Raw genomic sequence first — 15,822 nt, 5'->3', positions numbered from 1 at the left:
CGTACAAGGTAGGAGAGCGCCTGCGAAAACTTGGCGAGAGACACTGACGCTGAAGATGCTTAGGTACGCTACGTTGCGCACTGCTGCCGTTCGTCTTTGACGCAGCGAAGGTCGGCTCTCCGCCCCTTGTACCAAGGCTGCCCTCCTGGCGCTTCGAACACAGCCGGCGCCTAGGAGACGCACGCGCGAGTCAGAGCTAAGGCCCCGAGCGCGAAAAACTGACGCTTCCATCCTCCAAACGCAACACAGGCGCGCGGCACCAATTACGTCCCTCAAGTATGGCACGTCTCTCGCCGCCGCTCCCACAGGATCCACATGCCCGGTCGTAGCCGATGGTCACGCCTCGACAAGCCGCCAGAACCCGTGTTTCCGCCCGTGCTCCTGCCTCAGCGTTTCCAGGAACTGCGCGTGGTTCGGATAAGCGCCATAGGTCTCGATCGCGGCATCGCAGGATTGGCATTCGGCCAGATGACGCGCCGCGTAGCGGTAACGCTTGGATTTTCCGCCTGACAGAGTGTCCAGCACCATGGCACGGCGCAGGAGCGTGGCGGCCAGCGGATGCTCTGCCGTGAGCGCGTCCGCCGCCGTGGTCAGGGTGAGATAGGCATCCCCGTCCAGATCGTCGGCCCGCGCGATGACGACCCGTGCGGTGCGGGCATGCGCTGGCCACTCGACGAGGAAGCCGATCGCCGCAACCAGCTGCGGATAGGCCTCCGCGAAGTCCAGCGCGGCCTCTTCGGCCTCGATGTCGTCGAAATCTGGCAAGAGCTTCAGATACTTCCGAAGACACGACACGCTGAGGGTCTGTTCGAACGTTGCCCACAGATGCCCCTTCAGCGCCTCCGTCTTGCCCTGCCGTTCAAGACAGTCCTCGTAGACCGCGTCCAGATCGTAGCGGAACATCCGGAACGGCTTGCCCTCTTCCGCGGCACGGGCGCGGGTGATGATGTCGAACGCCTCCTCCGTGCGGCCCGCGTCCAGCAGGCGGCGCGCAACGTCCGGGGCGATGGTGCCGTAGGTCAGTTGTTCGTCGGAATAGCGGGCCATGTAGGCGTCGACATCGCCCTGCGCATCCGCGATGTCCGCAAGGATGATCGACCGCGTCGCCTGCTTCTGGCGCCTTGCGCTGTCCGCGGCAGAGGGGCGGATCCCGATGCCGATCCCGATGCCATCGTACTGCGCCAGCTCGTGTTCAGTCAGCGGCGCATCGGCCCAGGCGACCGTGATCTCCTTGAGATGCTCCAGCCCGTCGTGGCCCAGCGCGTCGGCCGTCGCCGGGATGATCCCGTCGAATTCGCCATAGCCCGCCTCGGCCACCGCCTCGAGAATGCGCTCGGCCAGCGCGGTGCGGTCCTTGGCCATCACCGGCGACAGATCGGCGATCATCTCCACCGCGTCGCTCATGACCCCGCCGATCGCGCCGTTGCTGTCATCCGTGCGCCCATGGATCGACGGCGCAAGCTGCAGAAACGACCAGAGCAGTTCGAACGCCTCGTTCGGGTCCTGCGGCGCGACCTGGCTCTCGATCATCGCCAGAAGGCCCTGCAGGTCCTTCACCAGCCCCTTGTATTTGCGCCAGCCCACATAGGCGGTGGAGCGGCGCAGCGAGGCAAAGCGTTTGCGCAGGTCGGCCGCGACTTCCCCGGGGCCCTGTGCGGCGCTCAGCTCCATCCGGGCGCGGCGTTGCAGGGCGGCGCTGCCCTGAACCAGATCCATGACCAGCGCGGCCAGCGTCTCCGCGCCCAGCTTCTCAAGGTTGGCTTGGTTGAGGGTCTTCTTGGACATAGACGGAAGGCTGTGAAAGTTGGCGGCGCGGGAAGACCAGGGGACTCCCAGCATGCACAGAAGCGCCTGCCTCGCGAAGGGCCCGCATGCTCAAGCCCAAGAAAATCGGGCCTCGCCGGATCTTGACTGCGATTCCGCCGCAACTTGATCCGGATTTACACCCTCAGTGGGTCCAGGCACCCCGGCGTTCGGTGGCGAAGTTCTCGCCATAGCCGCGGGGGCGGACGTTCGGCTTGCGGCCGTGGGGCTGCATGACGACGTAGTCGATGCCGTGCTCGCGCGCGTAATCTTCGGCCTCTTCCTGGGTCTCGAAGCGCAGGCGCACCTGGCTCTGAGTGTCGGGCGACGAGGTCCAGCCCATCAGTGGATCGATCCCGCGGGGGCTTTCCGGCGCGAAGTCGAGCACCCACTGGTGCGTCTTGGCGGTACCGGATTGCATCGCGGTCTTGGCGGGCTTGTAGATGCGTGCGCGCATGATCGTCCTCGCGAAATCGACTCTGGCCCGGTTATCCCCAAATTCTCCAGGCCGCGCAAGGGGAAGCCGCGCCCCACCCGCCTTGCGTGGAGGCTAGAGCGGCGAGGGGAGCGGCGGCGGGGCGAAGGCGAAGCCCTGCTCTTCCAGCCGCGTGGCGAGATCCAGGAGCAGCGCCTCGCGCCCGGGGGCCACGACGAGTTGCAGACCGAAGGGCAGCATGCCCGCCGCGCGCGGCGCGGGGATTGCGAGCGCGGGGAAACCCACCAGCGAGATCAGGAAGGTGCACGCGAGGTAGTCGATGATCGAGCCGAGCCGCCGCCCGCCCACCTCCATCACCTCCTCCTGCGCGTTGGGGAATGGCAGGATCGCGCAGGCCGGCATCACCAGAACTTCATGCGCGGCGAAGAAGGCCATGAAATCGCGCCAGACCCGCGTGCGGACGGCGTCGGCCTCGAGCATGTCGGCCGCGCTCAGGCCGCGGCCCTGCCGGACGTTCCAGACGAAGGACGGGGTCAGCGCATCTTCATGTGCCTCGACCATGGCGCCCGAGCGGTACCAGCTTTCGGCCGCCCGCAGGGTCTTGAACGCCTCTGCCGCGCCATGGACCGGCGGCGCCGCGCGGGCCACGGGGCCGACCGCCGCCTCGATCCGCGCGACGGCCAGGTCGAAGGCGCGGGCGACCTCGGCGTCGACCGGGAAGGCCCTGCCGAGATCGAGGCTGGCGGCCAGCCGGAGCGGCGCGGGGGGTGGGGTATCCAAGGTGCCAAGATCGGGCGGCGGGCCGGAGAGCGGATCGCGCGGGTCCGGGCCTGCCATGGCGCCCAGCATCAGCGCCGCATCCGCCGCGCTCCGCGCAAGAACGCCTTGCGTGGACAGCCTGCTCCACCCCAGCGCGCGCTCGGGCTCGGCGATCGTGCCGGGCGCCGGGCGCAGGCCGAAGAGGCCGCAGAACGAGGCCGGCATGCGCACCGAGCCGCCGAAATCGGTGCCCTGCGCCAGGGGGACCATGCCGGTCGCCACCGCCACGGCCGAGCCGCCGCTCGATCCGCCGGAGGTACGCGACAGGTCCCACGGATTGCGGGTCGGGCCGCAGAGACGATTTGTGCAGACCGCGCCGAAGGCGAATTCCGGGGTGTTGGTCTTGCCGACGATCACCGCCCCCGCCCGCCGCAACCGCGCGACCGACAGCGCGTCGGCGGCGGGCACGTGATCGGCGAAGAGGGTGGAGCCCTGGGTCGTGCGCAGCCCGGCGGTCGCCGTCACGTCCTTGATCGCTACCGGCACACCGTGCAGCGGCCCGCAGGGCGCGCCCTCGGCGCGCTGGCGGTCCAGGTCGCGCGCCCGGGCGCGGGCGCCCTCGGCGTCGACGGTCAGGAAGGCGTTCAGTTGGCCGTCCAGCGCCGCGATCCGCGCCAGCGACGCCTCGGTCGCGTGCTGCGCAGAAACCTCGCCCCGCCGCAGCCGCCCGGCCAGGGAGGTGGCCGTTTCATAAGGGTCCGTCATGTCTCGCCCTTTCCCGGGGGCCGGCACGCGATCAGTCGACGAAGGCCAGCGCCCGGACCGGAGAGCCGGAGCCCCCCTTGATCCGCAGCGGTACGCCCTGGAACTGGAACTCGCCCACGCCCAGCACTTCCTCGAGGTTCCACATCCATTCGTAGTGCACCATCTTCAGGTCCCGGCAGATCCGGTGGTTGACGAACAGGTTCTCGTCCATCCGGTCGGTCGAGGGCCCCTCGACCCCATGCACCCGTGAGCCGTGGTCATGCAGCCAGTGTGTCGCGCCCGCGGTGACCTGCGGGTTCATGGAACAGATCACCGGGTCGGGCCAGTGCCGGGCGTTGATGCCGGTGCACATGAAGACGATGTGGCCGTCCACCTTGACCCCGGCCTTGCGCGCGGCCTCGTCCATGTCGGCGGCCGTGATATCGCCCCGATCGCCCACATGGCGCAGGTCGAGGCAGACCGCCTTGCCCATGAACCACTCGACCGGCATCTCGTCGACCGTCAGCCCCTCGGGATCGTTGTGCGAGAGCGCGTCGATATGGGTGCCCGAATGATCGAGCATGGCGAGATACCAGGTGGTAAAGGTCAGCAGATCCTCGGGCGTTCCCTGCTTGAGCTTCTTCGATTCCTCGTGCGTCGTGTGCGGCACGATCACCGGCGAGGCCAGCCGCCCGGGTGCGGGAAGCCCCTTTTCAAGCGGCAGGGTGAGATCGACGATACGCGTCATCGCGGCTCCTTTCAGTTGCTCATCTGGTTCGGCAGCCAGGTCACCAGTCCGGGAAAGGCGATCAGGATCAGCACGAAGACGATCATCAGCCCGACGTAGGGCACGGCGCCAAGCGCCACGTCGCGGAACGGCCCCCGGTCGGCGCGCACGCCGTGCACGACATAGAGGTTCATCCCCACCGGCGGGGTGATCAGGCCCAGCTCGCACATCAGGATGATGAAGATGCCAAACCAGATCGGGTCGATCCCCGCGTCCTTGACGATCGGCAGGGCCACCGGGATCGTCAGCACCATCATCGAAAGCACGTCCATGAACATGCCCAGCACGATGTAGAACACGATCAGCGCGATCAGCAGCCCGGTCGGCGGCAGCCCCAGCGAGGCGACCCAGCTTGTCGCCGCCTGCGCGACGCCGCCCAGCGACAGCGTGACGTTCAGCATGAAGGCGCCCGTGATGATCAGCAGGATCATCCCCGAGGTCCTCGCGGTATTGACGAAGCACTGGTGCAGGAATGCGACCGACAGCTTGCCGCGCGACACGACGATCGCCAGCGAACCGACCACGCCGAGCGCGGCAGATTCCGTCGGCGTGGCGAACCCGGTGTAGATCGACCCGGTGATGATGCCGAAGATCACCAGCGGCCCGAACAGGTGGCGCAGCGACCCGAAGCGATCGGACCAGCCCACGCGCGGCATCTCGATCTCGTGGCCGGGAAACATCCGCGCCTCGATCAGGATGTAGAGGCTGAAGAACGCGGTCAGCAGAAGGCCCGGGATGATCCCCGCGATGAACAGCCGGCTGACGGATTCCCCCGCGAGCGAGCCGTAGATCAGCAGGTTGACCGAGGGCGGAATCAGGATCCCCAGCGTGCCGCCCGCCGCCAGCGACCCCAGCGACCGGCGCACCGGGTAGCCGCGGCTGGTCAGCGCCGGAAGCGAAACGGTGGAAATCGTGGCCGCCGCCGCCACCGACGACCCCGAGGTCGCGGCAAAGAGCGCACTCGCCCCGATGTTGGAATGCAGAAGACCGCCGGGCAGCCGCCCCATCCAGAGCGACAGCGCCTCGTACATCTGGTCGGCGATACCGCTGCGGAGCAGGATCTCGCCCAGCAGGATGAACAGCGGCACCGCGGTCATCAGGTTGTCGTTCAGCACGCCCCAGACAACCGACCCCATGGAGTTGACCAGCGGCATGCCGTAAAGCATCAGCCCGCCCACCACGCCGGTGATCGTCATCACGGCGGCGACCGGCAGGCTGAGCAGCAGAAGCGCCAGCATGACGGCAAAGCCGATCGCTACGGTCTGGATATCCATCTTCGTGCCCCCGCCTCAGCGCCGCCGTTCGAGATCGGCCAGCTCGGCCTCGATCTCATCCTTTTCCCCGGCACTTCCGAACCGGGCGTTCAGCTCCTCCCACCGGCGCGCCACGAGGGCGCGGCTGGCCAGCGCCAGCTGCCACAGGGCGACCAGCGCAAACAGCGCGAGCGAGGCCAACCAGAAGCTTTGCGGCCAGGCCAGCGGCGTGGCCCAGGGCGTCTGCGCCGTGCTGTGGTAGGAGATCGAGTCGCGCAGCATCTGCCACCCCAGCATCGCCATCAGCAGCGCCATCGCGGCCAGCGTGACGAGCGACACCCAGTCGAGCACCGCGCGCAACGCGACCGGCAGCCGGGCATAGAGCACATCGATACGCATGTGCGCGCGCTGGGTCAGCGCCACGACAAAGGTCAGCTCCGCCCCGACCGCCAGGATATAGCCCCCCATCTCCCCCGTCCCCTCGAACGAGAAGCTGAAGAACTTCCGCGCGATCACGTCGGCGGTCACGAAGAAGGCCAGCCCGATCATGGCAAGGCCGAAGATCCAGGCGGACAGGGTGGTCAGGGCTTTCACGACGGTCGCCTCCGGCAGTCAGGTGCGAAGGCACGCCCCGCCACGGGCGGGGCGTGCGGTGCGGTATCAGAGGCCCTTGGCCTTGCCCACGGTATCCATCCAGGCCTTGGAGCAGCCGGGGGTCGACTTGTCGCAGATCGGCTTCCACGCGGGGTAGGAGATCGTCGCCAGCGCCTTGTTCACCGCCGCGAAATCCGCCTTCGAAGGCTTCGCGACCGTCAGGTTGTAGCTGTGCAGCGAGCAGGGCTTGCCGCCCGAGTTGCAGCGCATCGCCTCGTCGTACAGCTCTTCCGACCGCTTCCAGATCTTGCCGTCGAGGGTGTCGAAGGCGGATTGCATCTTCTTCTGCTGGTCGGGGGTCAGCTTATTCCAGCTGTTCATGTTCATGCCGTAGCCGTTGAACGCCATGCTGAAGCCGACCGGGATGACGGTGGTCGCAACCTCGGGCCAGCCCGCCGCATTGGCCGAGCTGGGCCCGGTCAGCGCGCAATCGACGACGCCACGCTGGAGCGCCTGCTGCACCTCGGGGAAGGCCATCGGCACCGGCGTGCCGCCGAGCGAGCTGATGAAATCGGCCATGCTCTGATCGAACACCCGCACCTTCTTGCCCTTCAGGTCGGCCAGGCCCGTGACCTTGGGCTTGCAGAACAGGACCTGCGGACCGAACGGCCAGACGCCCAGAAGCTTGGTGTTGAACTGCTTGGCGAAGACCTTCTTCACCTCCGGCAGGAACAGGTCGATCGATTTCTTCGCCGTCTTGTAGTCGGGGTTCTGCCCCACGAGGTCGAGCCCGAGCGCCACCGGCGCATCGCGCGAGATCGGCGAGAAGCGCAGCGACACGATGTCGAAGAGCCCGGATTTCACCATCCGCAGACCCTCGGTGTCCTTGATGCCGGTGGTGTCGATCGGGCTGAAGTTCGCCTTGACGTCAAGCCCCGTGCTCTTGCCGAAATTCTCGAAGAATGGCTTTTCCAGCTCATCGAAGATCTTGCCGATCGAGGTGGGCTGGCCCAGCACCTTGAACTGCATGGTCTGGGCCACCGCCGGCGAGGCCAGCGCCAGCGCCAGCACGGCGGAGGTCAGTAGACGTTTCATGGATGTCTCCCGTGTTGGAGGGGTGAGGGTTGAAAGCCGCTTTACGCGGTCGTCTTTTGCCTAAACAGCGCGCCCTGCCCCGGCACGACCGACGGGTCGACACCGGCAAGCACGAGGGCGTGCCAAAGGGTCAGCGTGGTCGAGTCGATCACAGGGATGCCCAGTTCCCGTTCGAGGCCGGGGGCGATGCGCACGCCGTTGAAGTTGGTGCAGAAGATGCTGATCGCGTCGGGACGCGCGGCCCCCACGCGGCGAACCATCCCCGAGATCTGCTCGGGCCCGTAGGTCGAGAAGGAGAAGTTGCCCGGATCTTCGAGATGCTCCTCGGCGGCGCAGTCGAAGCCGAGGCCGCCGAAGGTGTCGACGATCCGTGACTGGATGTCCGACAGGTAGGGTGTGACAAGGCCGTAGCTGCGCACGCCGAGGCTGCGGAAGGCCTCGATCTTGGCAAGCGTGGCCGTCGTCGCGGGCAGGCCCGTGCGCTCGGTGATCCCGGCGCAGAGCGCCTCGTCCTGCGCCGGCCCCATCCATCCGCCCGAGGTGCCGCACCAGGCGATCACGTCGGGCTTGCAATGGGCCAGCATCTCGGCCGCAGCAAGCTGCGGCTCAAGGCTGAACTGGCCGATCGCGGCCGCGTCCGTGCCGATCTTCAGCACGGTGAACCGGGCGAAATGCGCCGTGATGCCGGGCACGTCGCGCAGCAGGCCGTAGGTCTCTGGCTCCAGCACCGTGTTGGAAGAGGGGGTGATCAGTCCGATCCGCGTCATTGCCAGTACCTCTGGTCGGGTTGTCCACATTCGATGACGCCGCCCCGCCCCTCGACGAGGGCGCCGTCGCGCAACAGCGGCTTGCCGCGCAGGAAGCTGGCGACGGGCCAGCCCGTGACCTCGAAACCTTCCCAGGGCGTGTAGTCGGCACCGTGATGCAGGTCGTCCTGCGTCAGGGTGCGGGTCAGCGTCGGGTCCCACAGCACGATGTCGGCATCGGCCCCGATCGCGATCATCCCCTTGCGCGGGGCCAGACCATAGAGGCGGGCGTGGTTCGTCGCGGTGATCCGGGCAAAGTGCGGCAACGTGATCCGCCCCTTCACTACCCCTTCCGAGAACAGGATCGGCAGCCGCGTCTCGACCCCCGGGATCCCGTTCGGGATGTTGCGGAAGTTCGCGCGCGCCCCGGCCGCATCCTTGCCCGCGCTGTCGGCAAAGCGGAACGGACAGTGATCCGACGAGAACAGGTCGAAATCGCCCAGTTCCAGCCCCTGCCAGCAGGCCGCCTGCGCCTCGGTGTCGCGCGGCGGCGGAGAGCAGACGTACTTCGCCCCCTCGAACCCCGCGCGGTCCATGTCGTCGGCAGTCAGCGTCAGGTATTGCGGGCAGGTCTCGGCATGCACGGTCTGGCCGCGCATCCGGGCGCGCCGGATCTCGTCCAGCGCCTCGCCGTTCGAGACGTGCACGATGGTGATCGGAATCTCGCTGATCTCGGCCAGCGACAGCGCCCGGTGCGTCGCCTCGCGCTCGACCGGAACCGGTCGGGTCCGGGCGTGCATGTAGGGCGCGCCCTGCCCGGCCCGCTCGGCCTCGTCGCGCAGGTATTCGATCGCATCCTCATTCTCGGCGTGGATCATGACCGCGGCGCCCAGCCCCTTGGCCACCTTCATCACGTCGAGGATCTGCCGGTCGGTCAGCGCCATGTCGGCATAGGTCATGAAGATCTTGAACGAGGTGAAGCCCGCGGCGTGCAGCGCCGGCAGGTCCTGGCCCAGCGTCACCGGATCGGTGCGGTGCACGATCAGGTGCATCGCGACGTCGAGGTGGCACTTGTCCCGCGCCTGCGCCACGTAATCGGCCACCGCCTCGCGCAGGGTCATCGCCCCCTTCGGCAGGCAGAACGGCATCACTGTGGTATTGCCGCCGAAAGCGGCCGAGCGCGTGGCGCTGTCGAAATCGTCGGCCATGACCACCCCGGGCCCGGAGGGCTGCGAGATGTGGACGTGGCTGTCGATCCCGCCCGGCAGCGCGACCAATCCGGCCGCGTCGATCACCTCGGCAGCGGCATCTTCCAGCCGCTCGGCCAGCGCCACGATGCGCCCGCCGGCGATCCCGATATCGGCGACGCGGGCGTCGTCGCCCGTGACCACGGTCGCCCCGCGGATAATGCTGTCAAAATTCATGCGCGTCTCCTTGCGAATTTTTTGGTATGCAATCATCCTGAGATCGTCACGGAGGATTCAGGGTTTTTCACGGATATGCCCGAAATTTTTGCATACCTTTTGACAGATGCACAATTCCGCGGAGATGCGCGAAGACCCCTCCCCCGCCCGGCAGAGAGAAGAAACCGCGAGGACAGGCAGCAAGGCATGGATAATAAAAAAGAATTAAGAAAACTTGGCCAAAACCCCGAAGACATCGCCGCCGAGGTCCGCAGCCGAATCATCAACGGTAAGCTGGCGCCCGGCACCAGAATCATCGAAAGGGATATTGCTGAATTGCATGCAATCTCACGCACTCCGGTCCGTGAGGCGCTGAAGATCCTGTCGGCGGAGGGGCTGGTCGTTCTGCGCCCCCACAGGGGGGCCGAGGTGGCGGGGTTCGATGCCGAGGAGGCGCGCAACCTCTTCATGGTCATCGCCGAGCTGGAGGCGCTGGCGGCCCGCGAGTTCTCGGAGCGGGTGACCGCGGCGCGCATGCGCGAGATCGAGGATCTGCACGCCCGGATGCGCGGGCATTTCGAGCGTGGAGAGCTGGACGACTACTTCGCCGTCAACAGCGCGATCCACGAGCTGATCATCGCGGAATGCGGCAACCCGATCCTCGCCGATGCCCATGGCCGGCTGATGATGCGTGCGCGCCTCGGGCGGCACATGGCGCTGTCGGACGACAGCCGCTGGGAAGAGGCGATGGACGAGCATGAGCAGATGATGGAGCTTCTGCGCCGCCATGACCCCGCGGCGGTGGCGGCGATGTGGCGCCGGCACCTGCTCAACTCCGGCCGCGCCCTTGCGGAACGCCTGCGGGAAAGCGCGGCTTGAGGCGTGGCTCCCGGGCGCGTCACGCCCCGCCCGGCGCCAGGGTGCCGAGCGCCAGGTCGATGGCGGAGGACAGCTCCTCCGCCTGCGCAGCGGAGAAACACAACGGCGGGCGGATCTTCAGGCAGTTCCCCGCAGCACCGCAGCCGCTTATCAGGATGCCACGGCGGCGCAGATCGCCGATCACCGCCAGCGTGGTATCGGGATCCGGGACACCGGTCTCCGGATCCCGGAACTCGACCGCAAGGTAAAGCCCCGCGCCACGCACCGCCGCCACCCGGGCGTGCCGCAGCGCGAGATCTTCCAGCGCCGCGCGCAGCCCGTCGCCGACACGGCGGGCCCGGTCCACCAGCCCTTCGGCCACGATCGTGTCGAGCACGGCGGAGGCTGCGGCGATGCAGACCGGATTGCCGCCGAACGTGTTGAAATACCGCGCCTCGCGGCCGAAATCGGCGACATGCTCGGGCCGGGTGACCACCGCGGCGACCGGCAGGCCGTTGCCCATCGGCTTTCCCAATGCGACGAGGTCGGGCACCACGCCGTGGCGGTCGAACCCCCACAGCCCGTGCCCCATGCGGCCGAACCCCGGCTGCACCTCGTCGGCGATCCACAGCCCGCCCTGCGCCCGCGCGATCCCGGCCGCCCGGCCGAGAAGGCCCGCCGGCTCCAGCCACAGCCCGTCCGAGGAAAAGACAGAATCGAAGAGCACCGCGGCAAGGCCAAACCCGTGCCGCTGCAGATCGCAGATCGCCGCTTCGAGCGCGGCAAGGAACACCTCGGGCGCATCCTCGGGCGCGGGGATGACGCGCACCGCCGGATCCAGCGGCACCCCGGGCCCCGAGCTGGGCGAGAGGGCGGCGGTGGCCAGCGAGTTGCCGTGATAAGCGTTGCGGGTGACGACGATCCCCTGCGCCCCGGTCCGCCGCCGCGCAATCCTCAGCGACAGGTCCACCGCCTCGCTCCCCGAGCAGGTGAACATGACGTGGCCGAGGGGGCCCGGAAAGGTGGCCAGCAGGCGCTCAGCATAGTCGACGACCATGGGTTCGAGGTAGCGCGTGTTGGTGTTGTAGCGCCCCAGCTGCGCCGCCACCGCCTCGGCCACGGCGGGGTGCGAATGGCCCAGCACGGGAACGTTGTTGTAGGCATCGAGATAGCGCTCTCCCGCCGGGCTCCAGATCTCGGCGCCGCTGGCGCGGGCAACCTCGACCGGCTCGGCATAGAGCAGGCGGTACATCGGGCCCATTGCCTGCGCCCGGCGGCGGATCAGGTCCCCCGCGGCGGGGGACAGGCCGTCGGCGCGCGCGGGGTCGAAGGCGTTGATCATGCGGTCGCGCGGGCTCATGGTGTCGGGTCTCCGGCAGCGTGGAAGCGGGCGGCGGCGCGGCCGGGGTCAAGCGCCTCAAGCTCGGCCAGACGGTCGCGCAGCCGCGCGGTGTTTCGGGTCAGGTACGCATGGTTCGCGGGGTTGGCCGCGGCGCGCAGTTCGGCAATGGCGATGCGCAGGAAAAGCCGCATCAGGATCAGGTCGAAGACAAGCGCGCGCTCGATCTCCGTCAGCGGCTGCGCCTCGGCGAAACCCGCGACGAAGGCGGCGGAACGCGCCAGCGGATCCTCTCCACCCTCGAGAAAGTCGCAGGCCGCCACCGCAACGTCGCAGATGCGGTGCGATGCGGTGAGGTCGCCGAAGTCGAGGATCCCGGTCAGCCGTTCGGGCCGCTGCGGATCGACGAGGATGTTGTCGCCGCTGAAATCGTTGTGCACCGGGCAGAGCGGCAGCGCCGCGAAACCCGCCTCCAGCCCCGGCGCCAGCCTGTCGTGCAGCCGCGCCAGGGCATCACGCCGGTCCGCATCCGCCAGCCCGGAAAGCGCGGCACGGGTGGTGCCGGCCTCGCGCAGGTTCCAGGGGCTTTGGCGTTGCAGGCCGGGGTGATCGAAGCCCTCAAGGCTTCGGCTCAGCCCGGCCCAGGCGGCCCCCAGCGCCTGCGCCTGCACAAGCCCCGCCCGCGAATGACGGAAAAGCGCTCCGTCGAGCCAGGTCACCAGCCGCAGGTTGCGGCCGGCACCGCCCTGATCGCGGATCCGGGCCATCGGCGCGCCCGCCCGGGTCGGCACCAGCCGCTGCACCGGGATGTCGGGCGCCACCCGCGCAAGATGTTCCAGTACGGCAATCTGCAGCGCGGCTTCCTCATCCGTCTCGGTCGGGTGGGTGATGCGAAACAAGAGCCGTCGCCCGTCCGTCCGGGGCCCGTCCGCCCTGAGGTCGAAAAGCTGGTCCTTCTCGGCCGACAGCGGCGTGACCTCCCCGGTCAGGCCGTAGTGATCCGCGATCATCTCCCGCACGGCCGGAAGCGCGATCCGCTCGAAGCTGAGGTCAAGTTGCATTCGGGACTGCCCGCCGTGCTGCGCGCCCCTCGGACGCGGTGCCGCTGAAGGCCCGGGCAGGTCGCCCCGCCGGGCCGGACTGAGCTATCCGCAGACCTGCGACAGCGTCAACCCCGGAGCGGAACGGCGCGCATGCCACCCGAAATGCGCCGAAACGCCCCCGAAATTGCCCTTGCCGCGATCACCATAGACGCGGGCTATGGCCCCCATCGAGAGGTTTCATTGGCCGCCCCGGACGGGGCGTGCCTTCATGGCACCAGGCCCCGGCCGAGGACTGGCAGACGGGGCGTCCTTGATACGGGAGACGTCGCATGACCCGCGCGCAGCTTGCGATTGATCGCGACCGCCTGTGGTCGGATCTGATGACGCTGGGCGTGATCGGCGGCACGGCAGCCGGCGGATCCTACCGCCCCGCGCTGTCGCCCGCGGACCGCGCGGGCCGCGCGCTTTTCGCCCATTGGGCGCAGGAGGCCGGGCTGGCGCTGCGGATCGACGCGATCGGCAACATGTTCGCGCGGCGCGAGGGTACCGACCCGACCCTGCCGCCGGTCGTCATCGGCAGCCATCTCGACACCCAGATGCCAGGCGGTCGCTTTGACGGGCCGCTCGGCGTCTTGGCGGGCCTCGAGGTGGCGCGCGCCATGACCCGGGCGGGCCTTGCCACGCGCCACCCTGTCGAGATCGTCAACTGGACCAACGAGGAAGGCGCGCGGTTCCAGCCGGGCGTGATGGGGTCGGCCGTCTACGCGGGGCAGCTGGCGCTTGGCGAGGTACTGGAGCGGCGCGACAGCACGGGCGTCCGGCTTTCCGACGAGATGGCGAATGCACGGCCAGGGCTTTCCGGGATCGCCGATGCCCCCCTGCCCGGCCCCGTTCCCCACCGCTACCTGGAGCTGCACATCGAGCAGTCCGCGCGGCTGGAGACCGAGGGGCAGGACATCGCCATGGTGACGCGCAGCTCTGCCATGTGCTCGGGCTACGTCAGCCTGCACGGAGAGAACGGCCACACGCAGACCCTGCCGATGTCGCGCCGCCGCAATGCGCTGGCGGCCGCGGCGGAGCTGATTCTGGAGATCGAGAAGATCGGCGCCGGTGCCGAGCCCGACGGAATGGTCGGTGTCTCGGTGATCGAGAACTGGCCGAACAACCGTGTGAACGTGCCGCACCTGACACGAATGAGCTGGGCCGTGGTGCATCTCGATGCCGGCGAACGCGACCGGATGGTCGCGCGGATCGAGGCCGCGGTCGCGGCGATCCGCGATGCCCGGGGGCTGGAAATCACGCTTGAGCACCGGCATTACCGTGCGCCCGTGGCATTCGACCAGGGGTTGGTCACGACCGGGCTGGAGGTCGCCGCGCGCCTGGGGCTGGGCGCGATCACCATGCCCACGCTGACGGCGCATGACGCGCTGAGCCTGGCCGGCCTGTGCCCCACCGCGCTGATCTTCGTGCCCTGCCGCGGCGGCGTCTCGCACAGCGAGGCGGAATGGTGCAGCCCCGAGCAGGCAGCGAACGGCGCCCGCCTGCTGGCCGAGATGGCACGGCAGGCCGCCGGCTGATCCGCGCCCGCGCCGGGCGACATATGACGCCAAATAAGGCAGATGCCCTGTTCGGGGGCAGCGAAGTGCAGACGGGTTGTTGACCCTTCCCGCCGCTTCTGCCGTCCTGACTGCGTCGCCGCCGAAAGGGCGATGCAAGCAGGACAAGCCGGTGACGAAAGAGATCGTATCTCCACATCTGGACTGGAACCTCCTGCGCAGCTTCGTGACGATCGCGCGGGCACGGTCGATCACCGATGCGGCGCAGCGGCTGAACCTGACGCAGCCCGCCGTCTCGGTCAGCCTCAAGCGGCTGGAGGAACAGGTGGGCCGCCGCCTGATCGAGCGCAGCCCCACCAGCTTCGCCCTGACCGACGCGGGCCTTGCCCTGCTGGCCGAGGCAGAAGAGATCAACGCCGCCGTCTCGCGCCTGCCGATGCGGCTGGACCAGAGCGACGTCGAATTGCAGGGCGAGGCGGTGATCGTGCTGGCAAGCCACGTCATCTGCCGCGAGTTCGACGCGGCGCTGGCAACCTTCCACCGGCGGCACCCCAAGGTGCGGCTGACCCTCAGCGTCGTCGCCTCGCGCGAAGCGCTGGCGATGGTGGCCAGCCGCCGGGCACAGCTTGCGGTCTGCCTCGTCAGCGAACGCAGCCCGCAGCTCGACCTGACCTTTCTGTTCCAGGAGCATTTCGCGCTTTACTGCGGGCCGGCGCATCCGCTGTTCGGCCGCACCGACCTGACGCTGGCCGATCTGGAGGGAGAGGCCTCGGTCGGTTTCGTCACCGAACGCACCGACCGCGCCCTGATGGAGGTCGCGGCGCTCAGGCTGCGCGCCAAGTTGAGCGGCGATGTGGTCGGCACCTCGCACAACCTCGAGGAAGTCCGTCGCATGATCGTCGCGGGGCTCGGCGTCGGCCCCCTTCCCGTCCACGTGGCCGAACCCGACTGCGAGGCCGGTCGGCTCTGGCGTCTGCCGCCCTACGAGGACATCCCCCGCGCCGACATCTACGTCGCCACGCTGGCGGAACACGCCCGCTCGCCGATCGAGCAGGAGCTGTGGCGCGCCTTCACCGAACAGGCCCACCTGCGCCCGCCCGAGGAACGGGTTTACGGCTCCTGACTTCGCTCGCGCCCGTGGCGCGGGGGCGCGGTGCGGGGTGCGGCATCGGTTCCACGTGCACCATCGTTCTAGGCAGTCTGCCCGATAAAGTGGCGCCCCGGGGGGACGACCCGCACCCCGCTGGGGTGGCATGCGGCCCTCATCGGCTTGTTCCGACAGGGGAAAACCCGCGAAGCCGGTCGCCATAGCCCGCGCTAATGGCCCCGATTGGCGATTTTCATTGGACAGTGCCGGGGGGCCTTCGCAGTCTGGTTCCACGAGCCCCGATCCCGGATCCGGCCCC

At 68.5% G+C, this 15,822-nt stretch carries 14 protein-coding genes; 3 read left to right on the top strand and 11 right to left on the bottom strand.

Translation table 11 applies throughout. From position 1 onward, the window contains the following. Positions 1 to 336 precede the first annotated feature (336 nt). From CVV76_RS00620 to hydA, 9 genes are all read right to left on the bottom strand, one after another. Positions 337 to 1,785 (bottom strand): DUF6880 family protein, encoded by a 1,449-nt coding sequence (locus CVV76_RS00620; RefSeq protein WP_102222681.1) that lies wholly within the window; start codon positions 1,783 to 1,785, stop codon positions 337 to 339. A 163-nt stretch (positions 1,786 to 1,948) separates the two neighbouring features. After that, the gene (locus CVV76_RS00615; protein ID WP_102222680.1) at positions 1,949 to 2,260 is read right to left on the bottom strand and encodes an ETC complex I subunit; all 312 of its coding nucleotides are present in this window, start codon (positions 2,258 to 2,260) and stop codon (positions 1,949 to 1,951) included. 93 nt (positions 2,261 to 2,353) lie between these two features. Continuing rightward, on the bottom strand, positions 2,354 to 3,763 hold the full coding sequence (locus CVV76_RS00610; protein ID WP_102222679.1) for an amidase: 1,410 nt from the start codon (positions 3,761 to 3,763) through the stop codon (positions 2,354 to 2,356). Positions 3,764 to 3,794: 31 nt separating this feature from the next. Further along, a complete protein-coding gene (locus tag CVV76_RS00605) occupies positions 3,795 to 4,490 on the bottom strand; it encodes a cyclase family protein (protein ID WP_102222678.1) in 696 nt (231 codons plus the stop codon). A gap of 11 nt (positions 4,491 to 4,501) precedes the next feature. Then, positions 4,502 to 5,803: a TRAP transporter large permease gene (locus tag CVV76_RS00600; RefSeq protein WP_102222677.1), complete on the bottom strand. Its 1,302-nt coding sequence runs from the start codon at positions 5,801 to 5,803 to the stop codon at positions 4,502 to 4,504. A 15-nt stretch (positions 5,804 to 5,818) separates the two neighbouring features. Further along, positions 5,819 to 6,376, bottom strand: coding sequence for a TRAP transporter small permease subunit (locus CVV76_RS00595; RefSeq protein WP_102222676.1), 558 nt, complete (start codon positions 6,374 to 6,376; stop codon positions 5,819 to 5,821). Between the two features lie 66 nt (positions 6,377 to 6,442). Beyond that, positions 6,443 to 7,471 (bottom strand): TRAP transporter substrate-binding protein, encoded by a 1,029-nt coding sequence (locus CVV76_RS00590; protein ID WP_102222675.1) that lies wholly within the window; start codon positions 7,469 to 7,471, stop codon positions 6,443 to 6,445. Between the two features lie 41 nt (positions 7,472 to 7,512). Then, positions 7,513 to 8,238 (bottom strand): maleate cis-trans isomerase family protein, encoded by a 726-nt coding sequence (locus tag CVV76_RS00585; protein WP_102222674.1) that lies wholly within the window; start codon positions 8,236 to 8,238, stop codon positions 7,513 to 7,515. Then, positions 8,235 to 9,641: a dihydropyrimidinase gene (gene hydA / locus CVV76_RS00580; protein WP_102222673.1), complete on the bottom strand. Its 1,407-nt coding sequence runs from the start codon at positions 9,639 to 9,641 to the stop codon at positions 8,235 to 8,237. The genes CVV76_RS00585 and hydA overlap by 4 nt, the downstream gene beginning before the upstream one ends. A 75-nt stretch (positions 9,642 to 9,716) precedes the next feature. Between hydA and CVV76_RS00575 the strand changes: the two genes are divergently transcribed. After that, positions 9,717 to 10,499: a GntR family transcriptional regulator gene (locus tag CVV76_RS00575; RefSeq protein WP_102222672.1), complete on the top strand. Its 783-nt coding sequence runs from the start codon at positions 9,717 to 9,719 to the stop codon at positions 10,497 to 10,499. A gap of 19 nt (positions 10,500 to 10,518) precedes the next feature. Here the strand turns inward: CVV76_RS00575 and CVV76_RS00570 are convergent, their stop codons facing one another. Beyond that, positions 10,519 to 11,838: an aspartate aminotransferase family protein gene (locus CVV76_RS00570; RefSeq protein ID WP_199178452.1), complete on the bottom strand. Its 1,320-nt coding sequence runs from the start codon at positions 11,836 to 11,838 to the stop codon at positions 10,519 to 10,521. Then, a complete protein-coding gene (locus tag CVV76_RS00565) occupies positions 11,835 to 12,878 on the bottom strand; it encodes a phosphotransferase (protein ID WP_102222671.1) in 1,044 nt (347 codons plus the stop codon). Before CVV76_RS00565 ends, CVV76_RS00570 begins: the two co-directional genes overlap by 4 nt. A gap of 311 nt (positions 12,879 to 13,189) precedes the next feature. On the opposite strand from CVV76_RS00565, the gene CVV76_RS00560 reads away from it, so the two are divergent. Next, the gene (locus CVV76_RS00560) at positions 13,190 to 14,437 is read left to right on the top strand and encodes a Zn-dependent hydrolase (RefSeq protein ID WP_102222670.1); all 1,248 of its coding nucleotides are present in this window, start codon (positions 13,190 to 13,192) and stop codon (positions 14,435 to 14,437) included. Positions 14,438 to 14,588: 151 nt separating this feature from the next. Next, positions 14,589 to 15,539 carry a LysR family transcriptional regulator gene (locus CVV76_RS00555; RefSeq protein ID WP_158243080.1) on the top strand — a complete coding sequence of 317 codons (951 nt, stop codon included), beginning with the start codon at positions 14,589 to 14,591 and terminating at the stop codon, positions 15,537 to 15,539. Positions 15,540 to 15,822 lie beyond the last annotated feature (283 nt).

Origin of the sequence: Acidimangrovimonas sediminis, assembly GCF_002871005.1 — a bacterium.
GTDB classification, from domain to species: Bacteria; Pseudomonadota; Alphaproteobacteria; order Rhodobacterales; family Rhodobacteraceae; genus Acidimangrovimonas; species Acidimangrovimonas sediminis.
The sequence above is the reverse complement of the archived record's forward strand: the minus strand, read 5'-3'. Positions and strand labels throughout refer to the sequence as shown.

What these genes read in the sequence shown, in the direction of transcription:
- CVV76_RS00620 (WP_102222681.1), bottom strand. Translation starts at nt 1,785, where the DNA reads ATGTCCAAGAAGACCCTCAACCAAGCCAACCTTGAGAAGCTGGGCGCG.
- CVV76_RS00615 (WP_102222680.1), bottom strand. Translation starts at nt 2,260, where the DNA reads ATGCGCGCACGCATCTACAAGCCCGCCAAGACCGCGATGCAATCCGGT.
- CVV76_RS00610 (WP_102222679.1), bottom strand. Translation starts at nt 3,763, where the DNA reads ATGACGGACCCTTATGAAACGGCCACCTCCCTGGCCGGGCGGCTGCGG.
- CVV76_RS00605 (WP_102222678.1), bottom strand. Translation starts at nt 4,490, where the DNA reads ATGACGCGTATCGTCGATCTCACCCTGCCGCTTGAAAAGGGGCTTCCC.
- CVV76_RS00600 (WP_102222677.1), bottom strand. Translation starts at nt 5,803, where the DNA reads ATGGATATCCAGACCGTAGCGATCGGCTTTGCCGTCATGCTGGCGCTT.
- CVV76_RS00590 (WP_102222675.1), bottom strand. Translation starts at nt 7,471, where the DNA reads ATGAAACGTCTACTGACCTCCGCCGTGCTGGCGCTGGCGCTGGCCTCG.
- CVV76_RS00585 (WP_102222674.1), bottom strand. Translation starts at nt 8,238, where the DNA reads ATGACGCGGATCGGACTGATCACCCCCTCTTCCAACACGGTGCTGGAG.
- hydA (WP_102222673.1), bottom strand. Translation starts at nt 9,641, where the DNA reads ATGAATTTTGACAGCATTATCCGCGGGGCGACCGTGGTCACGGGCGAC.
- CVV76_RS00575 (WP_102222672.1), top strand. Translation starts at nt 9,717, where the DNA reads ATGCCCGAAATTTTTGCATACCTTTTGACAGATGCACAATTCCGCGGA.
- CVV76_RS00570 (WP_199178452.1), bottom strand. Translation starts at nt 11,838, where the DNA reads ATGAGCCCGCGCGACCGCATGATCAACGCCTTCGACCCCGCGCGCGCC.
- CVV76_RS00565 (WP_102222671.1), bottom strand. Translation starts at nt 12,878, where the DNA reads ATGCAACTTGACCTCAGCTTCGAGCGGATCGCGCTTCCGGCCGTGCGG.
- CVV76_RS00560 (WP_102222670.1), top strand. Translation starts at nt 13,190, where the DNA reads ATGACCCGCGCGCAGCTTGCGATTGATCGCGACCGCCTGTGGTCGGAT.